The following is a 23,860-nucleotide window of genomic DNA, read 5'->3' on the forward strand; positions in this document are numbered from 1 at the left end:
CGGGGTCAGGCGGCCCAGTGGCCGCGGCTGCGGTAGACGTCGCGCAGCACGCCGACGTGATCGGTCATGATGCCATCCACGCCGAGGTCCAGTAACTCGTGCATTTCGGCAGGTTCGTCGATCGTCCAGACATGCACCTGAAGCCCGATGCGGTGGCAGTAGGCGAGGAACCGCCGGTCGGTCACCCGCACCCGCCCGTACCGCACCGGCACCTGCGCGGCGACCACCGACTCCGGCAGCCGCAGCGGCCGGCCGGTCAGTGACGCCATGCGCAGCCGGGCGACGCCGCGCATGCCGAGGCTGGTGGCCACCCGCCCCTCGGTGAGGGCCCGCATCCGGGCCAGCCGTGCGTCGCTGAACGACGCCAGCAGCACCCGGTCGCCGGCGCCGGCCCGGGTCACGCTCGCCACCGCCGGCTCGACGCCCCGGTCGGCCTTGACGTCGACGTTGAACCGTACCTGCGGCCACGCGTCGAGCACCTCGTCCAGGCGCGGCACCACGGCCGCCCCGCCGATGCGCACCGTCGCCAGGTCGGCCCAGCGCAGGTCGGCGATGCGTCCGGTCTCGCCGGTGACCCGCCGCAGGGTGGCGTCGTGGAAGATCACCGCCACGCCGTCGGTGGTGGCGTGCACGTCGGTCTCGACGTACCGGTAGCCGAGGTCGATGGCGCGGGCGAACGCCGCGGCGGTGTTCTCGTCGCCGTCGGCGGCGCCGCCGCGGTGGGCGAAGGCGAGGGGCGCGGGCGCGTCGAGGTAGGGGTGCAGGCCGGTCAGCACGCGAGGCAGTATGCCGGGCGCGGGTGGCGCGTGGGTGACCGGTGTGCGGCCGATCGGCTCTGCCGGATGTCGGACAGTGACGATCATGTCGCGCCGGGGGTCGCGCACCATGGCGGGGTGATGCCGTGGATGCCTGCCCGGCCGATCCGGGACACCGACGCGCCGCCCTCGCCGGCGCTGCTCACCGTCGACCCGTTGGATCCGCTGCCGCATCGGGTCACCCCACCGGTCGCGACGCGGCCACCCCGGTTCCCGGCCGAGGCGCGGGTGCTGCTGGGGCTGGTCCTGCTGGCCGGCAACCCGTGGGTCGCCGGCCAGGCTGTCGAGTGGCGCTATGACCTGTCCGACGGCGAGGGCCTGGCCGGGCTGTTCGGGGTGGCGGCCGAGACGGTGCTGGTGGGGCTGACCTGGCCGGCGTGGAACCTGTGGGACGTTCCGGACGGCGCGGCGTGGTGGTTCGTGGTGGAGAACACCCGCACCGTGCTGTTCGTGGTCCTCACCGTGGTGCTGCTGCGCCGCCTGGCCGCCTCGCCCGCCCCGCCGGGCCTGCACCGGGTGCTCGGCCAGGTCGGTGCCGCGGTGCTGGGCGCGGCCCTGGCCGCTGTGGCGGCGTTGCTGCTGCACGTGGTGCTCGGCACCGACCTGTCCTACCGCGGCAGCGGCGGGTACCTGCGCGGCGCCGTGTCGGCGGCGGTGACCTGCGGCTTCGTCGTCGGTCTGCTGGTGGCGTGGCTGGGCCCCGCCGTGGCCCGACGGGCCATCCCGAGCGACGACCGGACCGGAGGTGCGTGACATGGTGCTGCGCCAGAGCGTCGGTCCCGAGGCCGGGGCGACCCCGGCCGCCGACCCGGAGACGGGCAGCGAGGCCACCCGCTACCTGTGCGTGGCCGCGCACACCGACGAGGCGTTCGCCGACCGGGTGGTGGCCGAGGTCCTCGACGACGACCTGCGGGCGGTCGCCCCGTCGGTGGGGTTCGACCTGGACCCGGTGCTGCGGCACTGCCTGGCGGCGCGGCGCCGGCGCCGCAGCCGCGACGTCGGGGTGCTCGTGTTCGGCGGGGCGGCGCTGCTGCTGTCGCCACTGTGGACGACGCTGGCCGCCGTCACGATGACGTTCGGCGGTTCCCTGGTTCCGTTCCGGCCGACCCGGCAGGGGCCGTGGGGGCCGCTGGCGGCGATGGTGTCGGTGGGTCTGTTCGCCCTGCTGCTGCTCGTGCAGATCGACGCGACCCGGGACACCGAGGGAGCGATGCCGGGCTGGCTGGTGGGCCGGCCGTGGCTGGCGCTGCCGGCGGGAGCGCTGGCGTGGCTCGTGCTGCTGCTGCACCTGGCGGGAACCCGCCGGCTGCTGGTGACGCGGCTGCGCCCCGGCCGGTTCCGGCCGGGGCCGGTGGAGACGCGTCCCGGCCCGTACGCCGCGCGCCTGGCCGCCGTCGCCGACGCGCAGTGCGGCAACGTCACCGTCTACGGCGGGTACGCCCCGTTCGTCGGGCACGGCACTCCCGTGGCGGGCTGGGCGTTCGCCCTGCCGATCCTGCCCGCCCCGCGTCGGATGCCCGCCGAGCCGGAGGACGCGGCGACGTTCACCGTCGTCGAGCTGATCGACCACGTCCGCGCCCGGCTCGCCGCGATCCGCGCCGACCCGTCGAGCGACGTCGCCGACGACCGGCTGGCCGACCTGCACCTGCAGGACCGGGTGTTCGTCTGCGGCGACCTGCTGACCGGTGACCCGCGGCTGCTGCCGCGCCGCGACCGGATGCCCCGCCAGCAGTTCACCGAGGCGCAGGTGCGGGAGGTGGCCGGCCAGCCGCGCGGCGCCGCCCGGCACTACCTGTGCGCGGTGGTGCCGTCCTGGGGCGGCGAGGTGGTGGCCAGCACCTTCCTGCACTTCTCCACCGACGGACGGCTGCTCTACCTGGAGTGCGCGCGGACGGTGCTGGAGCCGCCGCGCCAGCGTTACCACGACGTGGACCGGCTGACCGAGTGGCTGCCGGGCAGCCAGCTGGTGCAGTTGCTGGCCACGGCGACCGAGCGGCTGCTGCCGACGGCGCTGGGCGCGCCGCTGCGGCTGCTGCGGGACGTGGGCCGCAGCGTGGGGCGGGAGCGGCGGCAGGCGCGGCTGCGGCGGCTCGCGGACGAGGATCTGGGCCATGACTACGGCGCCCGGGTCGGGGTGCGGGAACTGTCCTCCGGCGCCTCGTACCACAACTACTTCCAGGTGCTCGACGCGGCGAAGCACCTCAAGGTGGTCGAGCGGCACGTCCTCGCCGCCATCCTGGACTTCCTCGACGAGCGGGGCATCGACACCGCCGAGTTCCGCACCCGGCAGACCACGATCCTCAACCAGGGCGTCATCCAGACCGGCGGGCTCAGCGTGGTGGGCAACCAGGCGGTCGGCCGGGGCGCCCGGGCCGAGCAGCGGACGGGCGCGGAGCCCCCACGGGGCAGGCGGCCCGGCGAGGAGTGAAGGAGTGGCATGTCGGAGATCAACTACGGGATCCAGCAGTCGGGCGGGGTCAGCCAGGTCGGCAACCAGGCGGTCGGTCCCGGGGCGTACGCGTCCGGGGGGAGCCTGCGCGCCACGGCGCCGGCGGCGGTCGACGTGGCCGCGCTGGTGCGGCAGCTGGTCGAGGTGGTCGACCGGCACCGCGGTGACCTGCCGGAGCCGGCGGTGGGCGTCGCGGCGCAGGTGCGCGACGAGTTGTCCCGCCCGGATCCTCAGCCGGCGCGGGTGGAGGCGCTTCTGCACCGCCTCGCCGCCCTCGCCGCGCCGGTCGCGCCGGTCGCGGCGGCCGTGACCGAGGTGATCAAGGCGCTCCAGGCGGCCTGAGCGTTCCGCCTGCGGGTCAGCGGCGGCGGCGGTGGGAGCGGCTGGTGTCGGCGGGCCGGCCGGGGTCGACGTGGCGGGGCCGGTCGGGCTCGTCCGGCCGCAGCGGCGCCAGGCTGTCGGTGATCGCGTCGATGATCCGGTCGGTGCCGCGGCGGGCGGCGCCCGGCGTGCCGTGGGCGAGGTCGCCGAGGTCGATCGGCTCGCCGAAGTGCACCCGGACGACCGGGCGGCGCACCATCGCCCGGGCGACGCCCTTCAGCAGCCCCTTGGGGGCCCGGTAGGGCAGCACCTCGTGGGAGCCCCACTGGGCGACGGGGACGACCGGCGCGCCGCAGGCGAGGGCCAGCCGGGCGGCGCCGGTCTTGCCCCGCTCCGGCCACAGCCCGGGGTCCAGCCCGATGCGGCCCTCGGGATAGACGAGGATCGCGGAGCCGCCGGCGACCGCGGCGGCGGCGTCGTCGAGTGCCCTGTGTACCCCGCTGGTGCCGCGCTCGACCCGGATGTGCCCGGCGTGGCGCATGGCCGGTCCCACGACCGGAGCGCGGAACAGCCCGCCGGTGGCCATGATCCGGGGGGAGACCCCGACGGCCCGGCAGGCGGCCGCCATCACCACCGGGTCAAACGGGCTGATGTGGTTGGCGGCCAGGATCAGCGGCCCGCGCCGCAGGTACGCGGGGACGCTCCCGGTGACCTCGAGGCGGGCGAGGAGCCCGACGACGAGGCGGGCGAGCAGCTGGGCGGCGCGCCAGATCAGCGGCGGCTGCCAGGTGGCGGTGTCCATCAGCGCGCAATGGTCGCACGCGCGGGCGTCGGCGCGGGGGAGCGGGGCGGGCCCTCACCGCGTCGGGCGGCCGGGGTGATCAAGGTCATTGGTCCCGGGCCGGTTCGGGACCCTCGGCCCTGCCGAATCCTCTACGACGGGCAGTAGTATTTACTACGTCTCGTAGTACGCTTTGGCTGGGGGTTTCCAGGTGGACGCGTTGGACGTCGCCCGCTGGCAGTTCGGTGTCACCACCGTCTACCACTTCCTCTTCGTACCGCTGACCATCGGCCTGTCCGTGCTGGTCGCGATCCTCCAGACGCTGTGGCACCGCACCGGCGACGAGAAGTACCTCAAGCTCACCAAGTTCTACGGCAAGCTCTTCCTGATCAACTTCGCGATGGGCGTGGTCACCGGCATCGTGCAGGAGTTCCAGTTCGGCATGAACTGGAGCGACTACTCCCGCTTCGTCGGCGATGTCTTCGGCTCGTTCCTCGCCATCGAGGCGCTGGTCGCGTTCTTCCTCGAGTCCACCTTCATCGGCCTGTGGATCTTCGGTTGGGACCGGCTGCCCAAGCGGCTGCACCTGGCCAGCATCTGGGCCGCCGCCATCGGCACCAACCTGTCGGCGTACTTCATCCTCGCCGCGAACTCGTTCATGCAGAACCCGGTGGGCTACCGCGTCAATCCCGAGTCCGGCCGGGCCGAACTGACCGACTTCGTCGCCGTGCTCACCAACAAGGTCGCCCTGATCACCGTCCCGCACACGATCGCCGGCGCGTTCCTCGTCGCCGGGTCGCTGCTGGTGGCCGTGGCCCTGTGGCACCTGATCCGCAACCGTGGCTCCGCCGACATCCCCGCGTACCGGTTCGCGGCGAAGTTCGGGTCCTGGGTGACGCTGGTCGCGGCCGCCGCGGTCGTCATCACCGGCGACATCCAGGGCAAGATCATGACCCAGGTGCAGCCGATGAAGATGGCCGCCGCCGAGGGCCTGTACACCACGGAGAGCCCCGCCTCGTTCTCCGTCCTCACCGTCGGCAGCCTCGACGGCACCCGGGAACTGTTCGCCCTCAAGATCCCGTACCTGCTGTCGTACCTCGGCACCGGCGACCCCAACGGCACCGTCCAGGGCATCAACGACCTGCAGGCGCAGTACACCGCCCAGTACGGCGCCGGCAGCTACACCCCGATCATCCCGATCACCTACTGGAGCTTCCGCTTCATGATCGCCTTCGGGCTGGCCGCCGCCGCGATCGCCCTGCTGGTGCTGTGGACCCACCGCAAGGGCCGCACCCCCACCAGCCGGTGGCTGCTGCGCGCCGGCCTGGTCATGCCGCTGCTGCCCCTGGTGGCCAACTCCTTCGGCTGGATCTTCACCGAGATGGGCCGCCAGCCGTGGATCGTCTTCGGCGAGATGCTCACCCGCGACGGCGTCTCCCGCAGCGTGTCGCTGGCCGAGGTCCTCACCTCGTTCACCGCCTTCACCCTCCTCTACGCCACCCTCGCCGTCGTCGAGTTCAAGCTGCTCGTCCGCTACGCCAGGGCTGGCGTACCCGACCTGACCCCGGCGCCCGAACCCGACGACACCGACGACGCCGACCGCCCGCTCGCCTTCGCCTACTGACCCGGAGCCCCACGTGGAACTGACGACCGTCTGGTTTCTCCTCGTCGCCGTCCTCTTCACCGGCTACTTCATCCTCGAAGGCTTCGACTTCGGCGTCGGCATGCTGCTGCCCGTCCTCGGCCGCGACGACCGCGAGCGCCGCGTCCTCATCAACACCATCGGCCCGGTCTGGGACGGCAACGAGGTGTGGCTGATCACCGCCGGCGGCGCCATGTTCGCCGCCTTCCCCGAGTGGTACGCCACCCTGTTCTCCGGCTTCTACCTGCCGCTGCTGCTCATCCTGCTCGCGCTGATCGCCCGCGGCGTCGCCTTCGAGTACCGCCACAAGCGCCCCGAGGCGGCCTGGAAGCGCCGCTGGGACCGGGCGATCTTCTGGGGCTCCCTGCTGCCGGCGGTCCTGTGGGGCGTCGCGTTCGCCAACATCCTGCGCGGCGTACCGCTGACCGCCGACCACGAGTACGCCGGCGGGCTGCTCGACCTGCTCCACCCGTACGCCCTGCTCGGCGGCGCCACCACGCTCGCCCTGTTCCTCACCCACGGCGCCGTGTTCGTCGCCCTGAAGACCGTCGGCGACATCCGCGAGCGGGCCGGCGCCCTCGCGGTGCGCCTCGGCGTGGCCACCGCCGTGCTCGCGGTCGCGTTCCTCACCTGGACGCTGACCATCCGCTCCAGCGCGGCCGCCGTCGTGCTCGCCGTCGGCGCGGCCCTCGCCCTGGTCGGTGGGCTCGCCGCCGCCCGGGTACGCCGGGAGGGCTGGGCCTTCACCGGCACCGCCGTGGCGATCGGCCTGGCCGTGGCGACCCTGTTCGCCGCGCTGTTCCCGAACGTCCTGCCCTCCACGCTGGACGCCGCCGGCACGCTGACCGCGGCCAACGCCGCCTCCACCCCCTACACCCTGAAGATCATGACCTGGGTGGCGGTGGTCTTCACCCCGGTCGTGCTGGCCTACCAGGGCTGGACGTACTGGGTGTTCCGCAAGCGCATCGGGGTGGCCCACATCCCGCAGCACTGACCCACGCCTCGTGGCCCGCTCCCGCTCGTGGCCCGCCGCTTTCGGCGGGCCACGACGCTGCGGCGCGCCTAGGGTGGAGCGGTGACCGAACCGTGGACGCAGTTGTTCGGCAGTGCGACGCCGGTCGTCGGCGCCCCGATGGCCGGTGGCGCCACCACCTGCGCCCTCGTGTCGGCCGTCGCCGCGGCCGGCGGCTTCGGCTTCCTCGCGGCCGGCTACAAGACCCCCGAGGCGGTCGCCGCCGAGCTGGCCGAGCTGCGGGCGGCCGGCACCCCGTGCGGCGTGAACCTGTTCGTGCCCGGCCCACCCGAGATCGACGAGGCCGAGTTCCGCCGGTACGCCCGCGACATTGCCGCCGAGGGCGAGCCGTACCGCCTCGACCTGGCCGACGTCCCGCTCACGCACGACGACGACCACTGGCACGACAAGATCGACGTGCTGCTGGACAGCGCGGTGCCCGTGGTCAGCTTCACCTTCGGCCTGCCCGACCCGGCGGCGCTGGCCGCGCTGCGGCGCGCCGGGACCCGGGTGCTCGTCACGGTCACCTCGGTGGCCGAGGCCCTCGCAGCCCGCGACCTCGGCGCCGACGGGCTGGTCGCCCAGGGCACCGAGGCCGGCGGACACAGCGGAACCCACACGCCGCGGCGACCTGGCCCGCCGACCTCGACCCTGCCCCTGGTCCGCGACGTCACCCGGGCCACCGGCCTGCCCGTGCTGGCCGCCGGGGGCGTGGCCGGCCCGGGCGACGTCCGCGACCTCGTCGCCGCCGGCGCCACCGCCGTGGCGGTCGGCACCCTGCTGCTGCGCACCGACGAGAGCGGCGCCGGCCGCACCCACCGCGACGCCCTCGCGGATCCGGCCCGCACCACCACCGTCCTCACCCGCGCGTTCACCGGCCGGCCCGCCCGGGGTCTGCGCAACGGTTTCATCGAGCGGCACGAGGCCAGCGCGCCGCCGGGCTACCCGGCGGTGCACCACCTCACCCGGGGTATGCGCGCGGCCGCCGCCGCGGCCGGCGACGCCGACCGGCTGCACCTGTGGGCCGGCACCGGCTACCGGCACGCCACCACCGGACCGGCCGGCGCCGTCGTCGACCGGCTCACCACGGCGCTCTGAGCGGCGCCCGTCGCGACGGCGGCTCCGCACGACACCGTGCCGGCCGGGTCGCTGGCGGCACGCCACTCTGCCCGGCCCGGTCGGTGGCGGCACGCCGCTGTGCCGGCCAAGTCGCTGGCGGCACGCCAGTCTGCCGGCCCGTCACACCGGCCCGGCAGACTGGTCCCATGCGCGAGCACCACTACCGGACCACCGTCACCTGGACCGGCAACCGCGGCACCGGCACCAGCGGCTACCGCGACTACGACCGCGACCACCAGGTCACCGCCGACGGCCCGCCGCCCATCCCCGGCAGCTCCGACCCCGCCTTCCGGGGCGACCCGGCCCGCTGGAACCCGGAACAACTCCTCGTCGCCTCGCTGGCCCAGTGCCACATGCTCTGGTACCTGCACCTGTGCGGCGACGCGGGCGTCGTCGTCACCGGCTACACCGACACCGCCTCCGGCACCATGGCCGGCGGCCGGTTCACCGAGGTGGTCCTGCGCCCCGAGGTCACCGTCGCGCGGGCCGACATGGTGGACACCGCCACCCGGCTGCACGTCGACGCCCACCGCGCCTGCTTCATCGCCAACTCGGTCAACTTCCCGGTCCGCCACGACCCCGCCGTCACCGCCGCCTGACATGGACGGCGGGGCGCCGTCATCCCCCGAAGGTGCCGAACTCCGGCGTGCCCGCGTGGTCGTAGGTCAGCATCGTCACCCCGGTGCCGGAGGTCCGGCTGTCGGTCAGCCGCAGCCCGACCGGCGGCACCCCCTCGACGAACAGCCGCCGGCCGCGCCCGAGCACGACCGGGAAGACCAGCAGACGGTACGTGTCGATCAGCCCCTCGCGCATCAACGACTGCGCGAGAGCACCGCTGCCGTGCACCTGGAGCTCCCGGCCCGGGCGGCGCTTCAGGTCGGCGACCGCCTCCGCCAGGTCGCCGTCCAGGCGCTGCGCTCCGGCCCAGGTCAGCTCGTCGTCGCGGGTGGTGGCGACGTGCTTGGGCAGCCGGTTCAGCGGGCCGGCGATCGGGTCCTGCGGGTCGGTGACCTGCGGCCACCAGGCGGCGAAGATGTCGTACGTGCGGCGGCCGAGCAGGAACCCGTCGGCGTGGGTGAAGACCCCGCTCATGTACGCGCCGACGGAGTCGTCGAAGTGCGGCATCACCCAGCCGCCCAGGTCGAACCCGCCGCTACGGTCCTCGTCCGGCCCGCCCGGTGCCTGCAGGACGCCGTCCAGGGTCAGGAACGTGGTGATCGTCAGTCGCATCGTGACGCCTCCCTCGGTATGGCCGGCCCGCGCCAGCTCTCACCATCCCGACGGCTGAACGATCCACGAACCGACACCACGATACGACAGATCATGTGACTCACGTCACAACGCGGTGCCGGCACGCACCGGCTTCGTCAGCCCGCCTCGCGCAGCTCCGCCAGCCGGGCCTCCACCTCCGCCAGTTCCGCGCGCAGCTTCTCCGCCTGCCGCTCCGCCTCGGCGCGTTCGGCGGTCAGGATCTGCTCCACCGCCTCGTGCACCCCCGGCACGTCCACCAGTGCCACCATCCGCAGTGCCTCGGCCGGCTTCACCACGTACGGCTTCGCCAGCACCTTCGCGCCCTGCTGCGCCGCCACCGTCCACTCGCCCTCGGCGTACGCCAACGTCACCGTCAGCCCCGCGGGCCCCTTCGGCTTCGCGGCCTTCACCGCCCGCCGCGCCGGCTTCGCCGCCTCCACCTGCGCCACCACCTCCGGCTCGGCCCGCCGTGGCACCGGCACCGCCGGAGCGTCCAACACGAACTCCGGCTCCGCCGGCGCCGCCGGCTCCTCGACGGCGGGCTTCGGCTCCACCGCCCGACGGCCCGCGCCGCGCGGCGCCACCGCCACGTCGGCGGGGGAGAACGGCAGCTCGTCGCGCCCGAACCGCACCACCACGAACTCGTCCGAGACCGCCGGGTCGGTCAACGACACGACCTGACCCACCTGCCCGGCGACCTGACCCGCCGACGCCGTGAACACCACCTTCGGCTTCCGGCCCGCGGCCAGCGCCTCCCGGATGCCCGCCACCTCCTCGGTGGACAAACCCTGACCCGCCATCACGCCCTCTTCCGTACACCTGTCCGACAGCAGCTCTTGATACCAGCCCGCTGCGACAGCCCGGCGATCAACCCCCCAGCGCCCGCAACGCCCGGTCGGCGTGGTCGTTCATGCTCACCTCCGAGTGGATCACCTCGACGACCCGCCGGTCCGTGCCGATCACGAACGTCATCCGCCGCGTGCTCAACGGGCCCAGCGGCAACCGCCGCCGCACCCCGAACCGCCGCGCCACCACACCGTCGACGTCCGCCAGCAGCGGATAGTCGAACCCGTGCAACCGGGAGAACTCCGCCTGCCGGGCCACCGGATCCCGGCTGATCCCCACCCGCTGCGCGCCCACCGCCGCGAACTCCACCGCGAGGTCCCGGAAGTGGCAGCTCTCCGCCGTGCACCCCCGTGTCATCGCCGCGGGATAGAAGAACAGCACCACCGGACCGGACGCCAGGAACTCCGACAACCGCCGGACCCGACCCGTCTCGTCCGGCAGCTCGAAATCCTCCACCAGGTCGCCGACCGCCACCACCGCACCCACCTCCACGCCAGAGCCGACCCGCGCGAGCCTAGGCGATCATTCCCACACCGCCGCCACCTCGTCGAGCACCGAGGCCGCCTGCACCCGTCCCGCCCGCGCCGCACCGGCCCGCCGCGCCGGATCCAGCACGTTCCGGCCGATCGCCGCCCGCGCCGCCGCGTCCGGCATCACCACCGCCACCCGCGACCCGCCCGACCGCAGCGCCGCCACCTGCGCCGACAACCGTGGCATCGGCCCGAACGCCGCCGCCATCGGCGCCAGCACCACCACCCGCTCCGCGCCCGCCGCCAGGTCGGCGTTCACCGCCGACCGCATCCCCCCGTCCATGAACCGCCGCCCGCCGACCGTCACCGGCGGCCACACGCCCGGCACCGCGCAGCTGGCCCCCACCGCGTCCACCAACGACACCCCGGCATCGGCGTCGAACACCACGAACTCGCCCGTGGTCACGTACACCGCGGTCACCAGCAACCGCCGCGCCGGCCAGCCGTGCGCCGGCAGCCGCGACTCGATCACCGCCCGGCGGGACTCCTCCGACGGTGTCCGCGCCGCGACCGCCATCGCCCCGATCCGTGCCCGCGCCGCCACCGCGTCCCGGGTCAGACCGCCCGCCCACACCAGACGCGCCAGCGCCGGCCACCCCAACCGCGCCGCCACCTCACTACCGGCCGGGCGCAGCTGCGCCGCGTACAGGTCCTCGACCCGAACGCCCGAGCACACCTGCGCGCCCACCACCGAACCCGCCGACGTCCCCACCACCAGGTCCGCCGCGTCCAGCGCGACACCCCGTTCGGCCAAGCCGGCCAGCATCCCCAGTTCCCACGCCACGCCGGTCACCCCGCCGCCGCCCAGCACCAATGCCCGTGACACGCTCCACCCCCCTCCGTAAGCTGCCGGCCACGGTAACGTCGGGCATCCGCGCGGACCAGGGGAGAGGGCGCATTGAATCCGGTCACCGTCATCACCGGCGGAAGCCGCGGCATCGGCGCCGCCACCGCCCGCCGCCTCGCCCACGCCGGCCACCAGGTCGCCTTCTCCTACCGCCGGGACCGGGCCGCCGCTGAGAAGGTGCTCGCCGACCTGCACGCCACCGGGGTACGCGCCGTCGCCGTCCCCGCCGACACCCGCGACCCCGACCAGATCACCGCGCTCTTCGACGCCGCCGCCGACCTCGGTCCGGTCACCGGCCTGGTCAACAACGCCGGCGTCACCAGCCCCATCGGCCCCTTCGTCGACCTTGACCCCGGCGACCTGCGGCACGTCGTCGACGTCAACCTCGTCGGCTACGTCCTCGCCGCCCAGCAGGCCGCCCGGCGGATGGGCACCGGCGGCGCGATCGTCAACGTCTCCTCCGTCGCCGCGACCCTCGGCAGCCCCGGCGAGTACGTCCACTACGCCGCCGTGAAGGCCGCCACCGACACCCTCACCGTCGGCCTCGCGAAGGAACTCGCCCCCCGCGGCATCCGCGTCAACGCGGTCGCTCCCGGCATCATCCGCACCGAGATCCACGCCCTGTCGGGGCAACCCGACCGGCCCGACCGCGCCGCCGCCCGCATCCCGCTGGGCCGCCCCGGCGAACCCGACGAGGTGGCCGCCGCCATCGCCTGGCTGCTCGGCCCGGACGCCAGCTACACCACCGGCACCGTCCTGCGGGTCGGCGGTGGCCTCTGATGGACGTCTTCGGGGAGGTCGCCGACAGCTACGACGACGTCCGTCCCGGCTACCCGCCGGAGCTCGCCGACGCCATCCGCGCGTACCACGGCGGCCGATCCGGGACCGTGGTCGAGATCGGCGCCGGCACCGGCAAGGGCACCGCCGTCCTGCTCGGGCTCGGCGCGCCCATCACCTGCCTCGAACCCGACCCGCGCATGGCCGCCGTGCTGGCCGACCGGCACCCTCAGGTCACCGTCGTCGGCGAGACGTTCGAGCGGTGGCGGCCACCCGCTGGAGGCGTGCCCCTGCTGGCGGCCGCCCTCGCCTGGCACTGGCTCGACCCGGCCACCCGCAACCGGCGGGCCCACGACGCGCTGACGCCCGGCGGCACCCTCGCCGTCTTCGGCCACTGCTACGACTACGCCGACCCCGACCACGCCCGGGCGATCGACGCGGCGCTGCGCGCAATCGACTCCACGGCCACGCAACGACCGGTCGACTGGTTCCACGACGACATCGCCGGCAGCGGCCGGTTCGCCGACATCGAGGTCCACCGCACGCACCGCGACCTGCCGCTGAGCACCGACCGTTACCTGCGGCTGGTCCGCACCTTCGGCCCGTACCGCCTGCGTCCACCCGAGCAGCGGGCCCGGGGAGACGTCGCCCTGCGGTCCCTCGTGGACGGCCTCGGCGGGTCCGTCGTCCTGCGGCTGCGCACGACCCTCGTCCTCGCCCGCCGTCCGCGCTGAGACGTCCCGCCCTCCGGCAGGGGAGACCCACGTCACAACCTTTGCGTTGCAGTTGCATCGCCAACCGGATACGGTCCGATGCAGTGCAACCGCATTGCAAAAATTGGGGGAGGGCATCCCATGCAGGTCGTTCCGCTGGCCGACAGCACCGCCGACATGGTCGACCTCGTCGGCGGCAAGGCGGCCGGCCTGGGGGAGTTGATCCGCCACGGTGAACGCGTCCCACCCGGGTTCTGCGTCACCACCGACGCGCTGACCGGCAGCCTCCCGACGGCGGAGATCACCGACGCGTACCGCCGCCTCGGCGGCGGCCCCGTCGCCGTGCGCTCCAGCGCCACCGCCGAGGACCTGCCCGTCGCCAGCTTCGCCGGCCAGCAGGACACCGTCCTCGACGTCACCGGCGAGGCCGGTCTCCTCGCCGCCGTCGACGCCTGCCGGGCCTCCCTGCACAGCCCGCGCGCGACCGCCTACCGCGACGCCCACGACATCGACCACGACACGGTCCGGATGGCCGTCGTCGTGCAACGGATGGTCACCCCCACGGTCGCCGGCGTGCTGTTCACCGCCAACCCGCTGACCGGCAACCGCACCCAGATGATGGTCGACGCCGCCCCCGGTCTCGGCGCCACCGTCGTCGACGGCGCCACCACCGTCGACCACTACCTCCTCGACGGGCCCGACCACCCCGCCACCGGCTGCCTCACCCCGACGCAACTGGCCGAACTCCACGCCCTCGGCCAACGCCTCCAGCACCACTTCGGCAGCCCGCAGGACGTCGAGTGGGCGTACGACCAGGACGGCACCCTCTGGGTGCTCCAGTCCCGACCGATCACCACCCTCTTCCCGCCGCCCCCGGCCACCGACAAGCCCCAACCCCGCGTCTACCTCGAATTCGGCCACGTCCAGGGCATGCTCCAGCCCGTCACCCCGATGGGCATGTCCTCCCTCAAGGCACTCATCGCCGCCATGCTCGCCGCCCTGGGCGTACGCGTCGACATCGTCGACATCGACGGACGCCTCTACGGCGACCTCACCGACCAGGCCCGCGACCCCGCCACCCGCAAGCGGCTGGTCAAACTCATGGCCGTCGACTTCGGACCCCGGGCCCAGGCCGTCATGCAGCACGTCCTCGCCGACCCCCGCTTCGCCCCCCAACCCCGACGCACCCGGCGCGCCCGCACCGTCGGCGGCCCCGCCGCCCGCACCGCCGCCCGCGCGGTCACCGGAGTCCTCGGAGCCCTCGCCCGACCCGACGCCGCCCGCAGCCGCCTGCTCGACGCCGTCGAACGGATGCGCCTCGCCTCCGCCGCGCCCGCCGACCTGACCACCCCCGCCGACCGGCTCCGCTTCGTCCGGGACCAGGACACCACCGACAGCCCCGACGGGATCATCTGGCCCATCATGGCCGGCATGCTCGCCGCCGCCCTGCCCCCGCACCTGCTCAAGGGCATCGCCACACCGGACGAGATCCAGACCGTCCTGGGCGGCATGCCGCACAACGTCACCATCGAGATGGACCTCGCGCTGTGGCGACTCGCCCGACGCGCCACCGACCACCGCCGGCTCCTGCTCGACACACCCCCGGCGGAACTCGCCGCCCGCTACCGGCAGGGAACACTGCCCGACATCGGCCTGGCCCGGTTCCTCGACACCTACGGCCACCGCGGCGTCGCCGAGGTCGACCTCGGCGTACCCCGCTGGGACGAGGACCCCGCACCCGTCTTCGCCATGATCGCCAACTACCTGCGGGTGACCGACCCCGAGCAGGCCCCCGACCGACGCTTCGCCCGCGCCGCCGCCACCGCCGAAGCCACCCTCGCCGACCTCACCACCCGCGCCCGCCGCCGGCCCGTACGCGGCCGTATCGCCGTGTTCCTGCTGCGCCGCGCCCGCGCCCTCGCCGGCCTGCGGGAAGCCGGCAAGTTCGCCGGCCTCTACCGACTCCGGGAGATGCGCCGGCAACTGCTGTTCATCGGCGCCGACCTCGCCGACGCCAAACTGCTGGCGCGACCCGACGACATCATGTTCCTCACCCTCGACGAGGTGCACGACGCCGTCCGCCTCGGCACGGACCACCGGGACACCGTCGCCGCCCGCGTGGCCACCCACCGCCGGGAACTGCGCCGCCGCACCGTGCCGGTGGCGCTGCTCTCCGACGGCACCGACCTCGAGACCGTGCTGCCGGCCCCGCCCACCGCCGAGGGGGCACTCCGCGGCGTCGGCGCCGCCCCCGGCCGGGTCACCGGCCCCGCCCGCGTCGTCCACGACCCGGCCACCGCCCGCGTCGACCCCGGCGACATCATCGTCGCCGCGACCACCGACCCCGGCTGGACACCGCTGTTCCTCACCGCCGGCGGGCTGGTCACCGAGACCGGCGCCGTCATGGCCCACGGACCCACGGTGGCCCGCGAGTACGGCATCCCCGCCGTCATCTGCGTCCCCGACGCCACCCGCGCCATCACCGACGGGCAGCTCGTCACCGTCGACGGCGCCGCCGGCACTGTCACCGCGGTCCCGCCCGGTACGACCGCACCGTGAAAGCATCGACGCCATGCCGAAGAAGGTGGACCCCCGGCAACGCCGGACCCTCATCGCCGACGCGCTGATGCGGGTCGCCGCGGAGCAGGGCCTGGAAGCCGTCAGCCTGCGCCACGTCGCGGCGGCGGCCGGCGTCTCGGCCGGAATGGTGCAGCACTACTTCCGCACGAAGGACGAGATGATGGCCTTCGCGCTGTCCGTCGTCCGCGACCGCAGCCAGGCCCGGGTCACCGACGCCGTCACCGCGCTCGGTGACCGGCCCGCACCCCGCCAGCTGCTCCGGGCGATGATCGCCGCGCTGCTGCCGCTCGACGACCAGTCCCGCGACGACGGCCGGGTCGCGCTGGCGTTCCTCGCCTACACCGCCGTACGGCCGGAGGCCGCCGCCACCCTGCGCGAGGACAACGCGCAGATGGCCACCTTCGTCGCCAGCCTCCTGCCGGGCCCGCACGCCGACGACGCCGCAGCCGGCCTCCTCGCGCTCATGGAGGGCCTCGGCGTCCACCTGCTCGGCGGCCACTACACCCCGCAGCAGGCGCTGCGCGCCCTGGACCACCACCTCGACCTGATCTTCGGAAGATCGGCCTGAGGAGTCCCGCCGGCACGGGGCCCCGCCCGGCGCCCGGCGGGGTGGGGGAGAAGACCCGCCGGCCGCCGTAGGCCCTCCACCGACTCGCCCGGGGATCGCGGTGCCGCCGGTCCGCCGGGGTCCACAGCGGCGGGCCCGTTGACGGCAGTGACGTCCAACTCTAGGGTCGCCTGAATAACGGCCAGGGCCGTAAAGACGCTGGCCGTGACGATCCCAGCCGGAAGGACGTAAAATGTCGGGAAACTTCTCACGGCGCGCGGTACTCGCTGGTCTTGGCGCGGTAACGGCAGGAGCCGTATTTCCTCGGGCGGCCCTCGCCGCGCCCGGATCCGAGGCCGACCTGCCCGACGTGACGATCACCGACCTCGGGCCGGCGTCCCGGGTGCTCAACTTCGGCAACGGCGTCCGGGTCGGCAACGAGATCTGGTTCGCCACCCGGCAGATCCTGCCCACCAGGGTCGCCGCGTACGACCTGACCGAACGCCGGATCACCAAGACCGCGCTGATCCCCGGGGTGCCCGGCATCTGGGGCATCGACGCGGTCGGCACCGACCTCTTCGTCTCCTCGTACACGCCGGGCCTGCTGTTCAAGGTGGACACCGTTACCCTCGACGTCACACAGGTACTCGACCTCCGACAGGAGGTCGGGTGGAGCGTCAAGGCCTCACCGGACGGCAAGCTCTTCGTCGGCACGTACCCCTCGGCCCGGCTCTGGGAGTACGACCCGGCAACCGGTCAGGCCACCGACCACGGCCGGATGGACCCCGACGACACCTACGTCCGCGACCTCGTCGCCACCGACTCCACCGTCTACTGCGGCATCGGCTCCCGCGCCGGGCTCGTCGCCTACGACCGCGCCACCGGCACGCGAACCGACATCCTCCCGGCCGAACTGCGCAGCCGCACCTTCGGCGCGGTCTGCCACCTCGCCGGAGACCACCTCGTGGTCGGCATCTCACCCACCGCCGAGATCCTGGTCGTGGACACCCGCGACCACAGCAGACACCAGATCCTGAAGACCCCCAACGACTCGTTCGTCGTCGGCATCACCAGCCGGGATGACGAGATCTTCTACACCACCCGCCCCAGCGGATCGCTCTACCGCTTCCGGCTCGGCGACACCGCGCCCACCCTCGTCGGCGTGCCGGTGGCCGAGGCGTCCAACGTGCGGATCGGATTCCTCGACGACGGCCGGCTCTGGGCCGTGCAGGGCGCCGGCGGCATCGTCTACGACCTCACCACCCGCACCACCGAGGCGCTGGACATGAGCTCCCCGGAACTGGCGCCCACCCCGGAGCGGCCGATGTCGCTCTGCCACGCCGGTGACCGGATCGTCGTCGGCGGCACCCTCGGCGTCCAGGTCGTCTCCACCGAACCCACCCCCGCCTTCCCCACCTACCGGGTGCCCTTCGGCGGTGAGGCCAAGGACATGGACACCTGGCAGGGAGTGACCCACATGGGCGTCTACACCCTGGCCCGCTACCTCACCCTGCCGGTCGGCGGCCGGGCCGCCACCGAGGTCACCCGGGTCGACGCCAGCCAGGAGCAGACCCGCCCGACCTCCCTGGTCATCGACCGGCGGCGCGGCCTCGTCCTGATGGCCACCGAACCCGACTACGGCCGCTGGGAGGGCGCCCTCAACATCTTCGACGGACACCGGTTCCGCAGCTGGCGCGGCATCCTGCCGGACCAGACCGTCCAGTCGCTCTGCCCCGACCCGCACGGCGTGTTCCTCGGCGGCAGCATCATCAACGGGTACGGCACCACCCCGACCACGACCCGCGCCAAACTCGGATACTTCGACCACCGCACCGAACGGCTGGCCTGGCTCGTCGAGCCCACCTCAGGCGGAGTGATCGTCGACCTGAAGCTGATCGGCCGGGTGCTGGTCGGCGTGACCCGCGACGGCGAACTGTTCGGCCTGGACCCGCGTACCCGCACGGTGCTCTGGCGGGTCGACGTCGGCGCCGTCGGCGGCAAGCTCGCGGTCATCGACGAGCGGGTCTTCGGCACCGACGGCACCCGGCTGTGGACCGTCCGGGCCGGCAGCCACCAGCCGTCGCTCACCGTCCTGGCCGACGGGCTCAACCAGTCCTGGTTCGGCGCCCCCGAGGTGGTCACCGACGGTGTCCGCGCGCTCTTCACCACCCGCGGCACCAACCTGATCCGGGTCGACCTGACCTGACCCGCGACTCCTCACGCCGAGGCCGGCCTGCTCGCGTCCATGGGCGGCCTCGGCGTCCCCGCCCGGAGGTCCAGGGTGCGCCGCCCCGCCGCCGCACGGGGATACCGGGACCGCCGCCGGTCGAGTACGTTACGGCGAGTCGAGCCGGACGGAAGAACGGCGGGGAGGCCACATGGCCGGGAAGCACCGTTCGTGGTGGGGCTGGGGTCACGTCGAGGACGCGGTGACCGGCGTGGAAGCGGAGGCGCTGACCGGCCGCGTACGCGCCCTGCTGCCCGACGCCGACCTCACCGCGCACGTCCCGCCGCCGGTGGCCGAACTGGACCTGCGGCCGCCACGGGTCGCCCCGCCGGCGTCGCTGGCGCACCTGTCCTCGACCGACCGCACCGACCGGGCCGCGCACACGCACGGCAAGGCCTTCCGGGACGTCGTCCGGAACCTGTGCGGCGACCTCCGGCACCCACCGGACCTGGTGCTCCGCCCGGCCTCCGAACAGGACGTCGTCGACGTACTGGACTGGTGCGCGCGGGCCGGGGTGGCGGTGATCCCGTACGGCGGCGGCTCGTCCGTGGTGGGCGGAGTAGAGCCACGCGTCGAGGACACCTATCCCGCAGCGGTCAGTCTCGACCTGGGCCGGCTCGACCAGGTGCTCGAGGTCGACCGGACCAGCCGGGCGGCGCGCATCCAGGCCGGCGTCCTCGGCCCGGCGCTGGAGGACCAGCTCCGCCGGCACGACCTCACGCTGCGGCACTTCCCGCAGTCGTTCGAGTTCTCCACGCTCGGCGGCTGGCTGGCCACCCGGGCGGGCGGGCACTACGCGACCGTCCTGACCCACATCGACGACCTCGTCGAGTCGATGCGGGTGGTCACCCCGGCCGGCACCAGCCAGTCTCGACGGCTACCCGCCTCCGGCGCGGGACCGTCACCCGACCGGCTCTTCCTCGGCTCCGAGGGCACCCTCGGCGTCATCACCGAGGCATGGCTACGCGTGCAGGACCGCCCGCGCTGGCGCGCGGACGCGGCGGTGCACTTCGACGACCACGACACGGCGGTGGCGGCCACCCGGGCGGTCGCCCAGTCCGGGCTCCACCCCAGCAACTGCCGGCTGCTCGACCCGGCGGAGGCGCTGCTCAACGCCGGCGCCGCCACCACCGGCGGCGTCCTCGTGCTGGGCTTCGAGTCCGCCGACCACCCCGTCGGCCCCGCGCTGGACCGGGCCGTCGAGCTGTGCCGCGACCACGGCGGAACGCTGCCCGACCCGCCGCGGCACCGCGACGCGTCCGACCCGCGGGGACGCGGCGCCGTGGACGCCTGGCGCTCGTCGTTCCTGCGGATGCCGTACCAGCGCGACGCGCTCGCCGCGCGGTCGATGATCGTGGAGACCTTCGAGACGGCCTGCACCTGGGACCGGTACCCGGCACTGCGCGCCGCGGTTCTCGAGGCGGCCGGCGCGGCGCTGCGCGAAGTCGGCGCGACCGGCGTGGTCACCTGCCGATTCACCCACGTCTACCCGGACGGGCCGGCGCCGTACTTCGGCGTCTACGCCGCCGGCCGGTGGCGCAGCACGCTCGCCCAGTGGGACCAGATCAAACACGCCGTCTCCGAGGCGCTGCTCGCCGCCGGCGGCACCATCACCCACCACCACGCCGTCGGCCGCGACCACCGTCCCTGGTACGACCGGCAGCGCCCGGACCCCGTCGCGGTCGCGCTGCGCGCCGCGAAGGCCGCGCTCGACCCGTCCTGGGTGCTCAATCCCGGCGTCCTCGTCGACAAGGTGCCGGGCTCGACCCACGCCATGGACGGCGGCCTCCCGGACAACCAGGGCCGGGGCGCCTGAGTCGCCGCCACTGCCACGGGTAGGAGGCCAGCGGCGCTGGGCAACTCCGGTGCGACGTGGCACGATCATTCAGGTGACCAGCAGACCCGCCGACGCGCAACACCTGCGCGACCTCGCGCGGCTGCGCCGGGTCCGCGACCGGATCGACCGGGAGTACGCACAGCCGCTGGACGTCGAGGCCCTCGCCCGCGGCGTGAACATGTCGGCCGGTCACCTCAGCCGCCAGTTCCGGCTCGCCTACGGCGAGTCGCCGTACGCCTATCTGATGACGCGGCGCATCGAGCGCGCCATGGCCCTGCTGCGCCGTGGCGACCTCAGCGTCACCGACGTCTGTTTCACCGTCGGCTGCTCCTCGCTGGGCACCTTCAGCACTCGCTTCACCGAGCTGGTCGGCGTGCCGCCGAGCACCTATCGGGCCCAGACCGCCAGTGCGACGGCGGAGATGCCACCGTGCATCGCGAAACAGGTGACCAGACCGATCAGGAATCGAGAAGCGCGGGTCACCGAGCCGCACCTAGCGTGACCGCCATGGACATCAGCATTCACTACGCCTTCCTCCCGCACACCGACGCGGACGCCGCCTTGGCCTTCTACCGCGACACCCTCGGCTTCGAGGTCCGCAACGACGTCGGATACGACGGGATGCGCTGGATCACGGTCGGTCCCGTCAACCAGCCGGGCACCTCCATCGTCCTGCACCCGCCGGCCGCCGACCCCGGCATCACCGACGACGAGCGCCGCACCATCCTCGAGCTGATCGCCAAGGGCAGCTACACGGCCATCACCCTGGCCACCAAGGGCCTCGACGGCGTCTTCGAGCGGCTGCAGGCCAGCGGCGCCGACGTCGTCCAGGAGCCGACCGAGCAGCCGTACGGCGTCCGCGACTGCGCCTTCCGCGACCCCACGGGCAACCTCATCCGCATCAACGAGCTGCGCTGACCCGACCGGCGAACTGCCCGAAAGCTGGTCAGACCGACCCAGGCGACGACGACGGAGGCCGCGAGCGCGGCTCCGCGTGACAGATGGAGACACCATGAGCACGGCCACGAGGACGGACACCCGGTCGCCTGCGCTGCGCGCCGCCGACAGCCACGAGCTGATCCGCGTGCACGGTGCGCGCGAGAACAACCTCAAGGACGTCAGCGTCGAGATCCCGAAGCGCCGGCTGACCGTGTTCACCGGCGTCTCCGGCTCCGGCAAGAGCTCGCTGGTGTTCGGCACGATCGCCGCGGAGTCACAGCGGATGATCAACGAGACCTACAGCGCCTTCGTCCAGGGCTTCATGCCGACGCTCGCGCGGCCGGAGGTCGACCTGCTGGAGGGGCTGACAACGGCGATCATCGTCGACCAGGAGCGGATGGGGGCCAACGCCCGCTCCACCGTCGGCACCGTCACCGACGCCAACGCGATGCTACGCATCCTCTTCAGCAGGCTCGGCAAGCCGCACATCGGCTCGCCCAACGCGTACTCGTTCAACGTCCCCTCGGTGAAGGCCAGCGGCGCGATCACCGTCGAGCGCGGCGCCGGCAAGACGAAGACCGAGAAGGCGACCTTCACCCGCCTCGGCGGCATGTGCCCACGCTGCGAGGGCATGGGCTCGGTCACCGACTTCGACCGGACCGCGCTGTACGACGACAGCTTGTCGCTCAACGAGGGCGCAATCACGATCCCCGGCTACAGCATGGACGGCTGGTACGGCCGCATCTTCCGCGGCTGCGGCTGGTTCGACCCCGACAAGCCGATCCGCAAATACAACAAGAAGGAGCTGCAGGACCTCCTCTACAAGGAGCCAACCAAGATCAAGGTCGACGGGATCAACCTGACGTACCTGGGCCTGATCCCGCAGATCCAGAAGTCGTTCCTGTCCAAGGACGTCGACGCACTGCAGCCGCACATCCGCGCTTTCGTGGAGCGGGCGGTGACGTTCACGACCTGCCCCGAGTGCGACGGCACCCGACTCAGCAAAGAGGCCCGGTCGTCGAAGATCAACGGGAAGAACATCGCCGACCTCTGCTCGATGCAGATCAGCGACCTCGCCGACTGGGTCCGCAAACTCGACGAACCGTCGGTGGCCCCGCTGCTCACCCGGCTGCAACACCTCCTCGACTCGTTCGCGGAGATCGGGTTGGGATACCTCTCGCTCGACCGGCCGTCGGGCACCCTGTCCGGGGGAGAGGCACAGCGCACCAAGATGATCCGCCACCTCGGCTCGTCGCTCACCGACGTCACCTACGTCTTCGACGAGCCGACGATCGGGCTGCACCCGCACGACATCCAGCGGATGAACGACCTGCTGCTGCAACTGCGCGACAAGGGCAACACCGTGCTGGTCGTGGAGCACAAGCCGGAGGTGATCGCGATCGCCGACCACGTCGTGGACCTCGGTCCGCGCGCCGGAACCGAGGGCGGCGAGGTGGTGTTCGAGGGAACCGTCGAGGGGCTGCGGGCCAGCGGCACGCTCACCGGGCGGCACCTGGACGACCGCGCCTCCGTGAAGCCGTCGGTGCGGACGCCGTCGCGGGTGCTGGAGGTGCGCGGCGCCCGCACCCACAACCTGCGGGACGTCGACGTCGACATCCCGCTCGGCGTGCTGGTCGTGGTGACCGGGGTCGCCGGCTCCGGCAAGAGCTCGCTGATCCACGGCTCGGTGTCCGGACACGACGGGGTCGTGTCGGTCGACCAGAGCCCCATCCGCGGCTCGCGGCGGAGCAACCCGGCGACGTACACCGGGCTGCTCGACCCGATCCGCAAGGCGTTCGCGAAGGCCAACGGCGTGAAGCCGGCGCTGTTCAGCGCCAACTCCGAGGGCGCCTGCCCCAACTGCAACGGCGCCGGCGTCATCTACACCGACCTGGGAATGATGGCCGGCGTCGCCACCACCTGCGAGGAGTGCGAGGGCAAGCGGTTCCAGGCATCGGTGCTGGAATACCACCTCGGCGGCCGCGACATCAGCGAGGTGCTCGCGATGTCGGTGACCGAGGCCGAGGAGTTCTTCGGCGCCGGCGAGGCGGGCACACCGGCCGCGCACAAGATCCTCGAGCGGCTCGCCGACGTCGGGCTCGGCTACCTCAGCCTCGGCCAGCCGCTCACCACGCTGTCCGGCGGCGAGCGGCAGCGGCTCAAGCTGGCCACCCACATGGGCGAGAAGGGCGGTGTCTACGTCCTCGACGAGCCGACCAGCGGCCTGCACCTCGCGGACGTCGAGCATCTGCTCGGCCTGCTCGACCGGCTCGTCGACTCCGGCAAGTCGGTCATCGTCATCGAGCACCACCAGGCGGTCATGGCGCACGCCGACTGGATCATCGACCTCGGCCCGGGAGCCGGCCACGACGGCGGCCGGGTCGTCTTCGAGGGCACGCCCGCCGACCTCGTCGCCGCCCGCTCCACCCTCACCGGCGAGCACCTCGCGGCCTACGTCGGCAACTGACCGAGGCCCTGGCGGAGCCCGTGGGACGAGTTCTGGCATCAGTTTGAACTCGTCCCACGGGTGATTCGATAATCGACATTATGTCAAGTAGGGCGAGTGGAGCTTCCCCCCTCGGCCCACCAGCCATCGCCGAGGATCCTCAGTCGGCATGACGAAACCC

22 protein-coding genes are annotated in these 23,860 nt (G+C 73.4%); 16 read left to right on the forward strand and 6 right to left on the reverse strand.

Going from position 1 to position 23,860, the window contains the following annotated elements:
* Nucleotides 1-5 precede the first annotated feature (5 nt).
* Complete coding sequence (locus ACTMS0_RS24640) at nucleotides 6-776, reverse strand: glycerophosphodiester phosphodiesterase (RefSeq protein ID WP_441157626.1); 771 nt, start codon at nucleotides 774-776, stop codon at nucleotides 6-8.
* A 120-nt stretch (nucleotides 777-896) separates the two neighbouring features.
* Between ACTMS0_RS24640 and ACTMS0_RS24645 the strand changes: the two genes are divergently transcribed.
* Genes ACTMS0_RS24645 through ACTMS0_RS24655 form a run of 3 tightly spaced genes read left to right on the forward strand, consistent with a single transcriptional unit; the run spans nucleotide 897 to nucleotide 3,606 of the window.
* Complete coding sequence (locus ACTMS0_RS24645; RefSeq protein ID WP_441157627.1) at nucleotides 897-1,568, forward strand: hypothetical protein; 672 nt, start codon at nucleotides 897-899, stop codon at nucleotides 1,566-1,568.
* Between the two features lies 1 nt (nucleotide 1,569).
* Nucleotides 1,570-3,243, forward strand: coding sequence for a hypothetical protein (locus tag ACTMS0_RS24650; protein WP_441157628.1), 1,674 nt, complete (start codon nucleotides 1,570-1,572; stop codon nucleotides 3,241-3,243).
* Nucleotides 3,244-3,252: 9 nt separating this feature from the next.
* Nucleotides 3,253-3,606 carry a hypothetical protein gene (locus ACTMS0_RS24655; RefSeq protein ID WP_441157629.1) on the forward strand — a complete coding sequence of 118 codons (354 nt, stop codon included), beginning with the start codon at nucleotides 3,253-3,255 and terminating at the stop codon, nucleotides 3,604-3,606.
* Nucleotides 3,607-3,622: 16 nt separating this feature from the next.
* Here the strand turns inward: ACTMS0_RS24655 and ACTMS0_RS24660 are convergent, their stop codons facing one another.
* Entirely contained in the window at nucleotides 3,623-4,387 is a 765-nt protein-coding gene (locus tag ACTMS0_RS24660; RefSeq protein ID WP_441157630.1) for a lysophospholipid acyltransferase family protein, read from the reverse strand.
* 190 nt (nucleotides 4,388-4,577) lie between these two features.
* Here ACTMS0_RS24660 and ACTMS0_RS24665 point away from each other — a divergent pair, with 190 nt between their 5' ends.
* From ACTMS0_RS24665 to ACTMS0_RS24680, 4 genes are all read left to right on the forward strand, one after another.
* Nucleotides 4,578-5,990, forward strand: coding sequence for a cytochrome ubiquinol oxidase subunit I (locus ACTMS0_RS24665; protein WP_441157631.1), 1,413 nt, complete (start codon nucleotides 4,578-4,580; stop codon nucleotides 5,988-5,990).
* 13 nt (nucleotides 5,991-6,003) lie between these two features.
* Nucleotides 6,004-7,002 carry a cytochrome d ubiquinol oxidase subunit II gene (gene cydB / locus ACTMS0_RS24670; protein WP_441157632.1) on the forward strand — a complete coding sequence of 333 codons (999 nt, stop codon included), beginning with the start codon at nucleotides 6,004-6,006 and terminating at the stop codon, nucleotides 7,000-7,002.
* An 81-nt stretch (nucleotides 7,003-7,083) separates the two neighbouring features.
* Nucleotides 7,084-8,118: a nitronate monooxygenase gene (locus tag ACTMS0_RS24675; protein WP_441157633.1), complete on the forward strand. Its 1,035-nt coding sequence runs from the start codon at nucleotides 7,084-7,086 to the stop codon at nucleotides 8,116-8,118.
* Between the two features lie 167 nt (nucleotides 8,119-8,285).
* Nucleotides 8,286-8,738: an OsmC family protein gene (locus ACTMS0_RS24680; protein ID WP_441157634.1), complete on the forward strand. Its 453-nt coding sequence runs from the start codon at nucleotides 8,286-8,288 to the stop codon at nucleotides 8,736-8,738.
* 19 nt (nucleotides 8,739-8,757) lie between these two features.
* Here ACTMS0_RS24680 and ACTMS0_RS24685 read toward each other — a convergent pair whose 3' ends face one another.
* The 4 genes from ACTMS0_RS24685 to ACTMS0_RS24700 all read right to left on the reverse strand — a co-directional run bounded on the left by ACTMS0_RS24685 (nucleotide 8,758) and on the right by ACTMS0_RS24700 (nucleotide 11,592).
* A complete protein-coding gene (locus ACTMS0_RS24685) occupies nucleotides 8,758-9,369 on the reverse strand; it encodes a dihydrofolate reductase family protein (RefSeq protein WP_441157635.1) in 612 nt (203 codons plus the stop codon).
* 137 nt (nucleotides 9,370-9,506) lie between these two features.
* Complete coding sequence (locus ACTMS0_RS24690; protein ID WP_441157636.1) at nucleotides 9,507-10,190, reverse strand: hypothetical protein; 684 nt, start codon at nucleotides 10,188-10,190, stop codon at nucleotides 9,507-9,509.
* Between the two features lie 67 nt (nucleotides 10,191-10,257).
* Entirely contained in the window at nucleotides 10,258-10,710 is a 453-nt protein-coding gene (locus ACTMS0_RS24695; protein ID WP_441157689.1) for a peroxiredoxin, read from the reverse strand.
* Between the two features lie 48 nt (nucleotides 10,711-10,758).
* A complete protein-coding gene (locus ACTMS0_RS24700; protein WP_441157637.1) occupies nucleotides 10,759-11,592 on the reverse strand; it encodes a patatin-like phospholipase family protein in 834 nt (277 codons plus the stop codon).
* Between the two features lie 72 nt (nucleotides 11,593-11,664).
* On the opposite strand from ACTMS0_RS24700, the gene ACTMS0_RS24705 reads away from it, so the two are divergent.
* The 9 genes from ACTMS0_RS24705 (at nucleotide 11,665) to ACTMS0_RS24745 (ending at nucleotide 23,700) form a co-directional block, all read left to right on the forward strand.
* The gene (locus tag ACTMS0_RS24705) at nucleotides 11,665-12,393 is read left to right on the forward strand and encodes an SDR family oxidoreductase (protein ID WP_441157638.1); all 729 of its coding nucleotides are present in this window, start codon (nucleotides 11,665-11,667) and stop codon (nucleotides 12,391-12,393) included.
* Nucleotides 12,393-13,124: a class I SAM-dependent methyltransferase gene (locus ACTMS0_RS24710; protein ID WP_441157639.1), complete on the forward strand. Its 732-nt coding sequence runs from the start codon at nucleotides 12,393-12,395 to the stop codon at nucleotides 13,122-13,124. Before ACTMS0_RS24705 ends, ACTMS0_RS24710 begins: the two co-directional genes overlap by 1 nt.
* A 120-nt stretch (nucleotides 13,125-13,244) precedes the next feature.
* Nucleotides 13,245-15,662 (forward strand): PEP/pyruvate-binding domain-containing protein, encoded by a 2,418-nt coding sequence (locus ACTMS0_RS24715; protein ID WP_441157640.1) that lies wholly within the window; start codon nucleotides 13,245-13,247, stop codon nucleotides 15,660-15,662.
* 13 nt (nucleotides 15,663-15,675) lie between these two features.
* Nucleotides 15,676-16,251, forward strand: a complete 576-nt coding sequence (locus ACTMS0_RS24720) for a TetR/AcrR family transcriptional regulator (RefSeq protein WP_441157641.1) — start codon at nucleotides 15,676-15,678, stop codon at nucleotides 16,249-16,251.
* Nucleotides 16,252-16,600: 349 nt separating this feature from the next.
* Nucleotides 16,601-18,436 carry a hypothetical protein gene (locus tag ACTMS0_RS24725; RefSeq protein ID WP_441157642.1) on the forward strand — a complete coding sequence of 612 codons (1,836 nt, stop codon included), beginning with the start codon at nucleotides 16,601-16,603 and terminating at the stop codon, nucleotides 18,434-18,436.
* Nucleotides 18,437-18,608: 172 nt separating this feature from the next.
* The gene (locus ACTMS0_RS24730; RefSeq protein WP_441157643.1) at nucleotides 18,609-20,273 is read left to right on the forward strand and encodes an FAD-binding oxidoreductase; all 1,665 of its coding nucleotides are present in this window, start codon (nucleotides 18,609-18,611) and stop codon (nucleotides 20,271-20,273) included.
* 73 nt (nucleotides 20,274-20,346) lie between these two features.
* Nucleotides 20,347-20,796: a helix-turn-helix transcriptional regulator gene (locus tag ACTMS0_RS24735; protein WP_441157644.1), complete on the forward strand. Its 450-nt coding sequence runs from the start codon at nucleotides 20,347-20,349 to the stop codon at nucleotides 20,794-20,796.
* A gap of 5 nt (nucleotides 20,797-20,801) precedes the next feature.
* Complete coding sequence (locus ACTMS0_RS24740; RefSeq protein ID WP_441157645.1) at nucleotides 20,802-21,212, forward strand: VOC family protein; 411 nt, start codon at nucleotides 20,802-20,804, stop codon at nucleotides 21,210-21,212.
* Nucleotides 21,213-21,306: 94 nt separating this feature from the next.
* Entirely contained in the window at nucleotides 21,307-23,700 is a 2,394-nt protein-coding gene (locus tag ACTMS0_RS24745) for an ATP-binding cassette domain-containing protein (protein ID WP_441157646.1), read from the forward strand.
* The last annotated feature ends 160 nt before the right edge of the window (nucleotides 23,701-23,860 follow it).

Origin of the sequence: Micromonospora sp. H33, assembly GCF_052068455.1 — a bacterium.
Lineage (GTDB): Bacteria > Actinomycetota > Actinomycetes > Mycobacteriales > Micromonosporaceae > Micromonospora.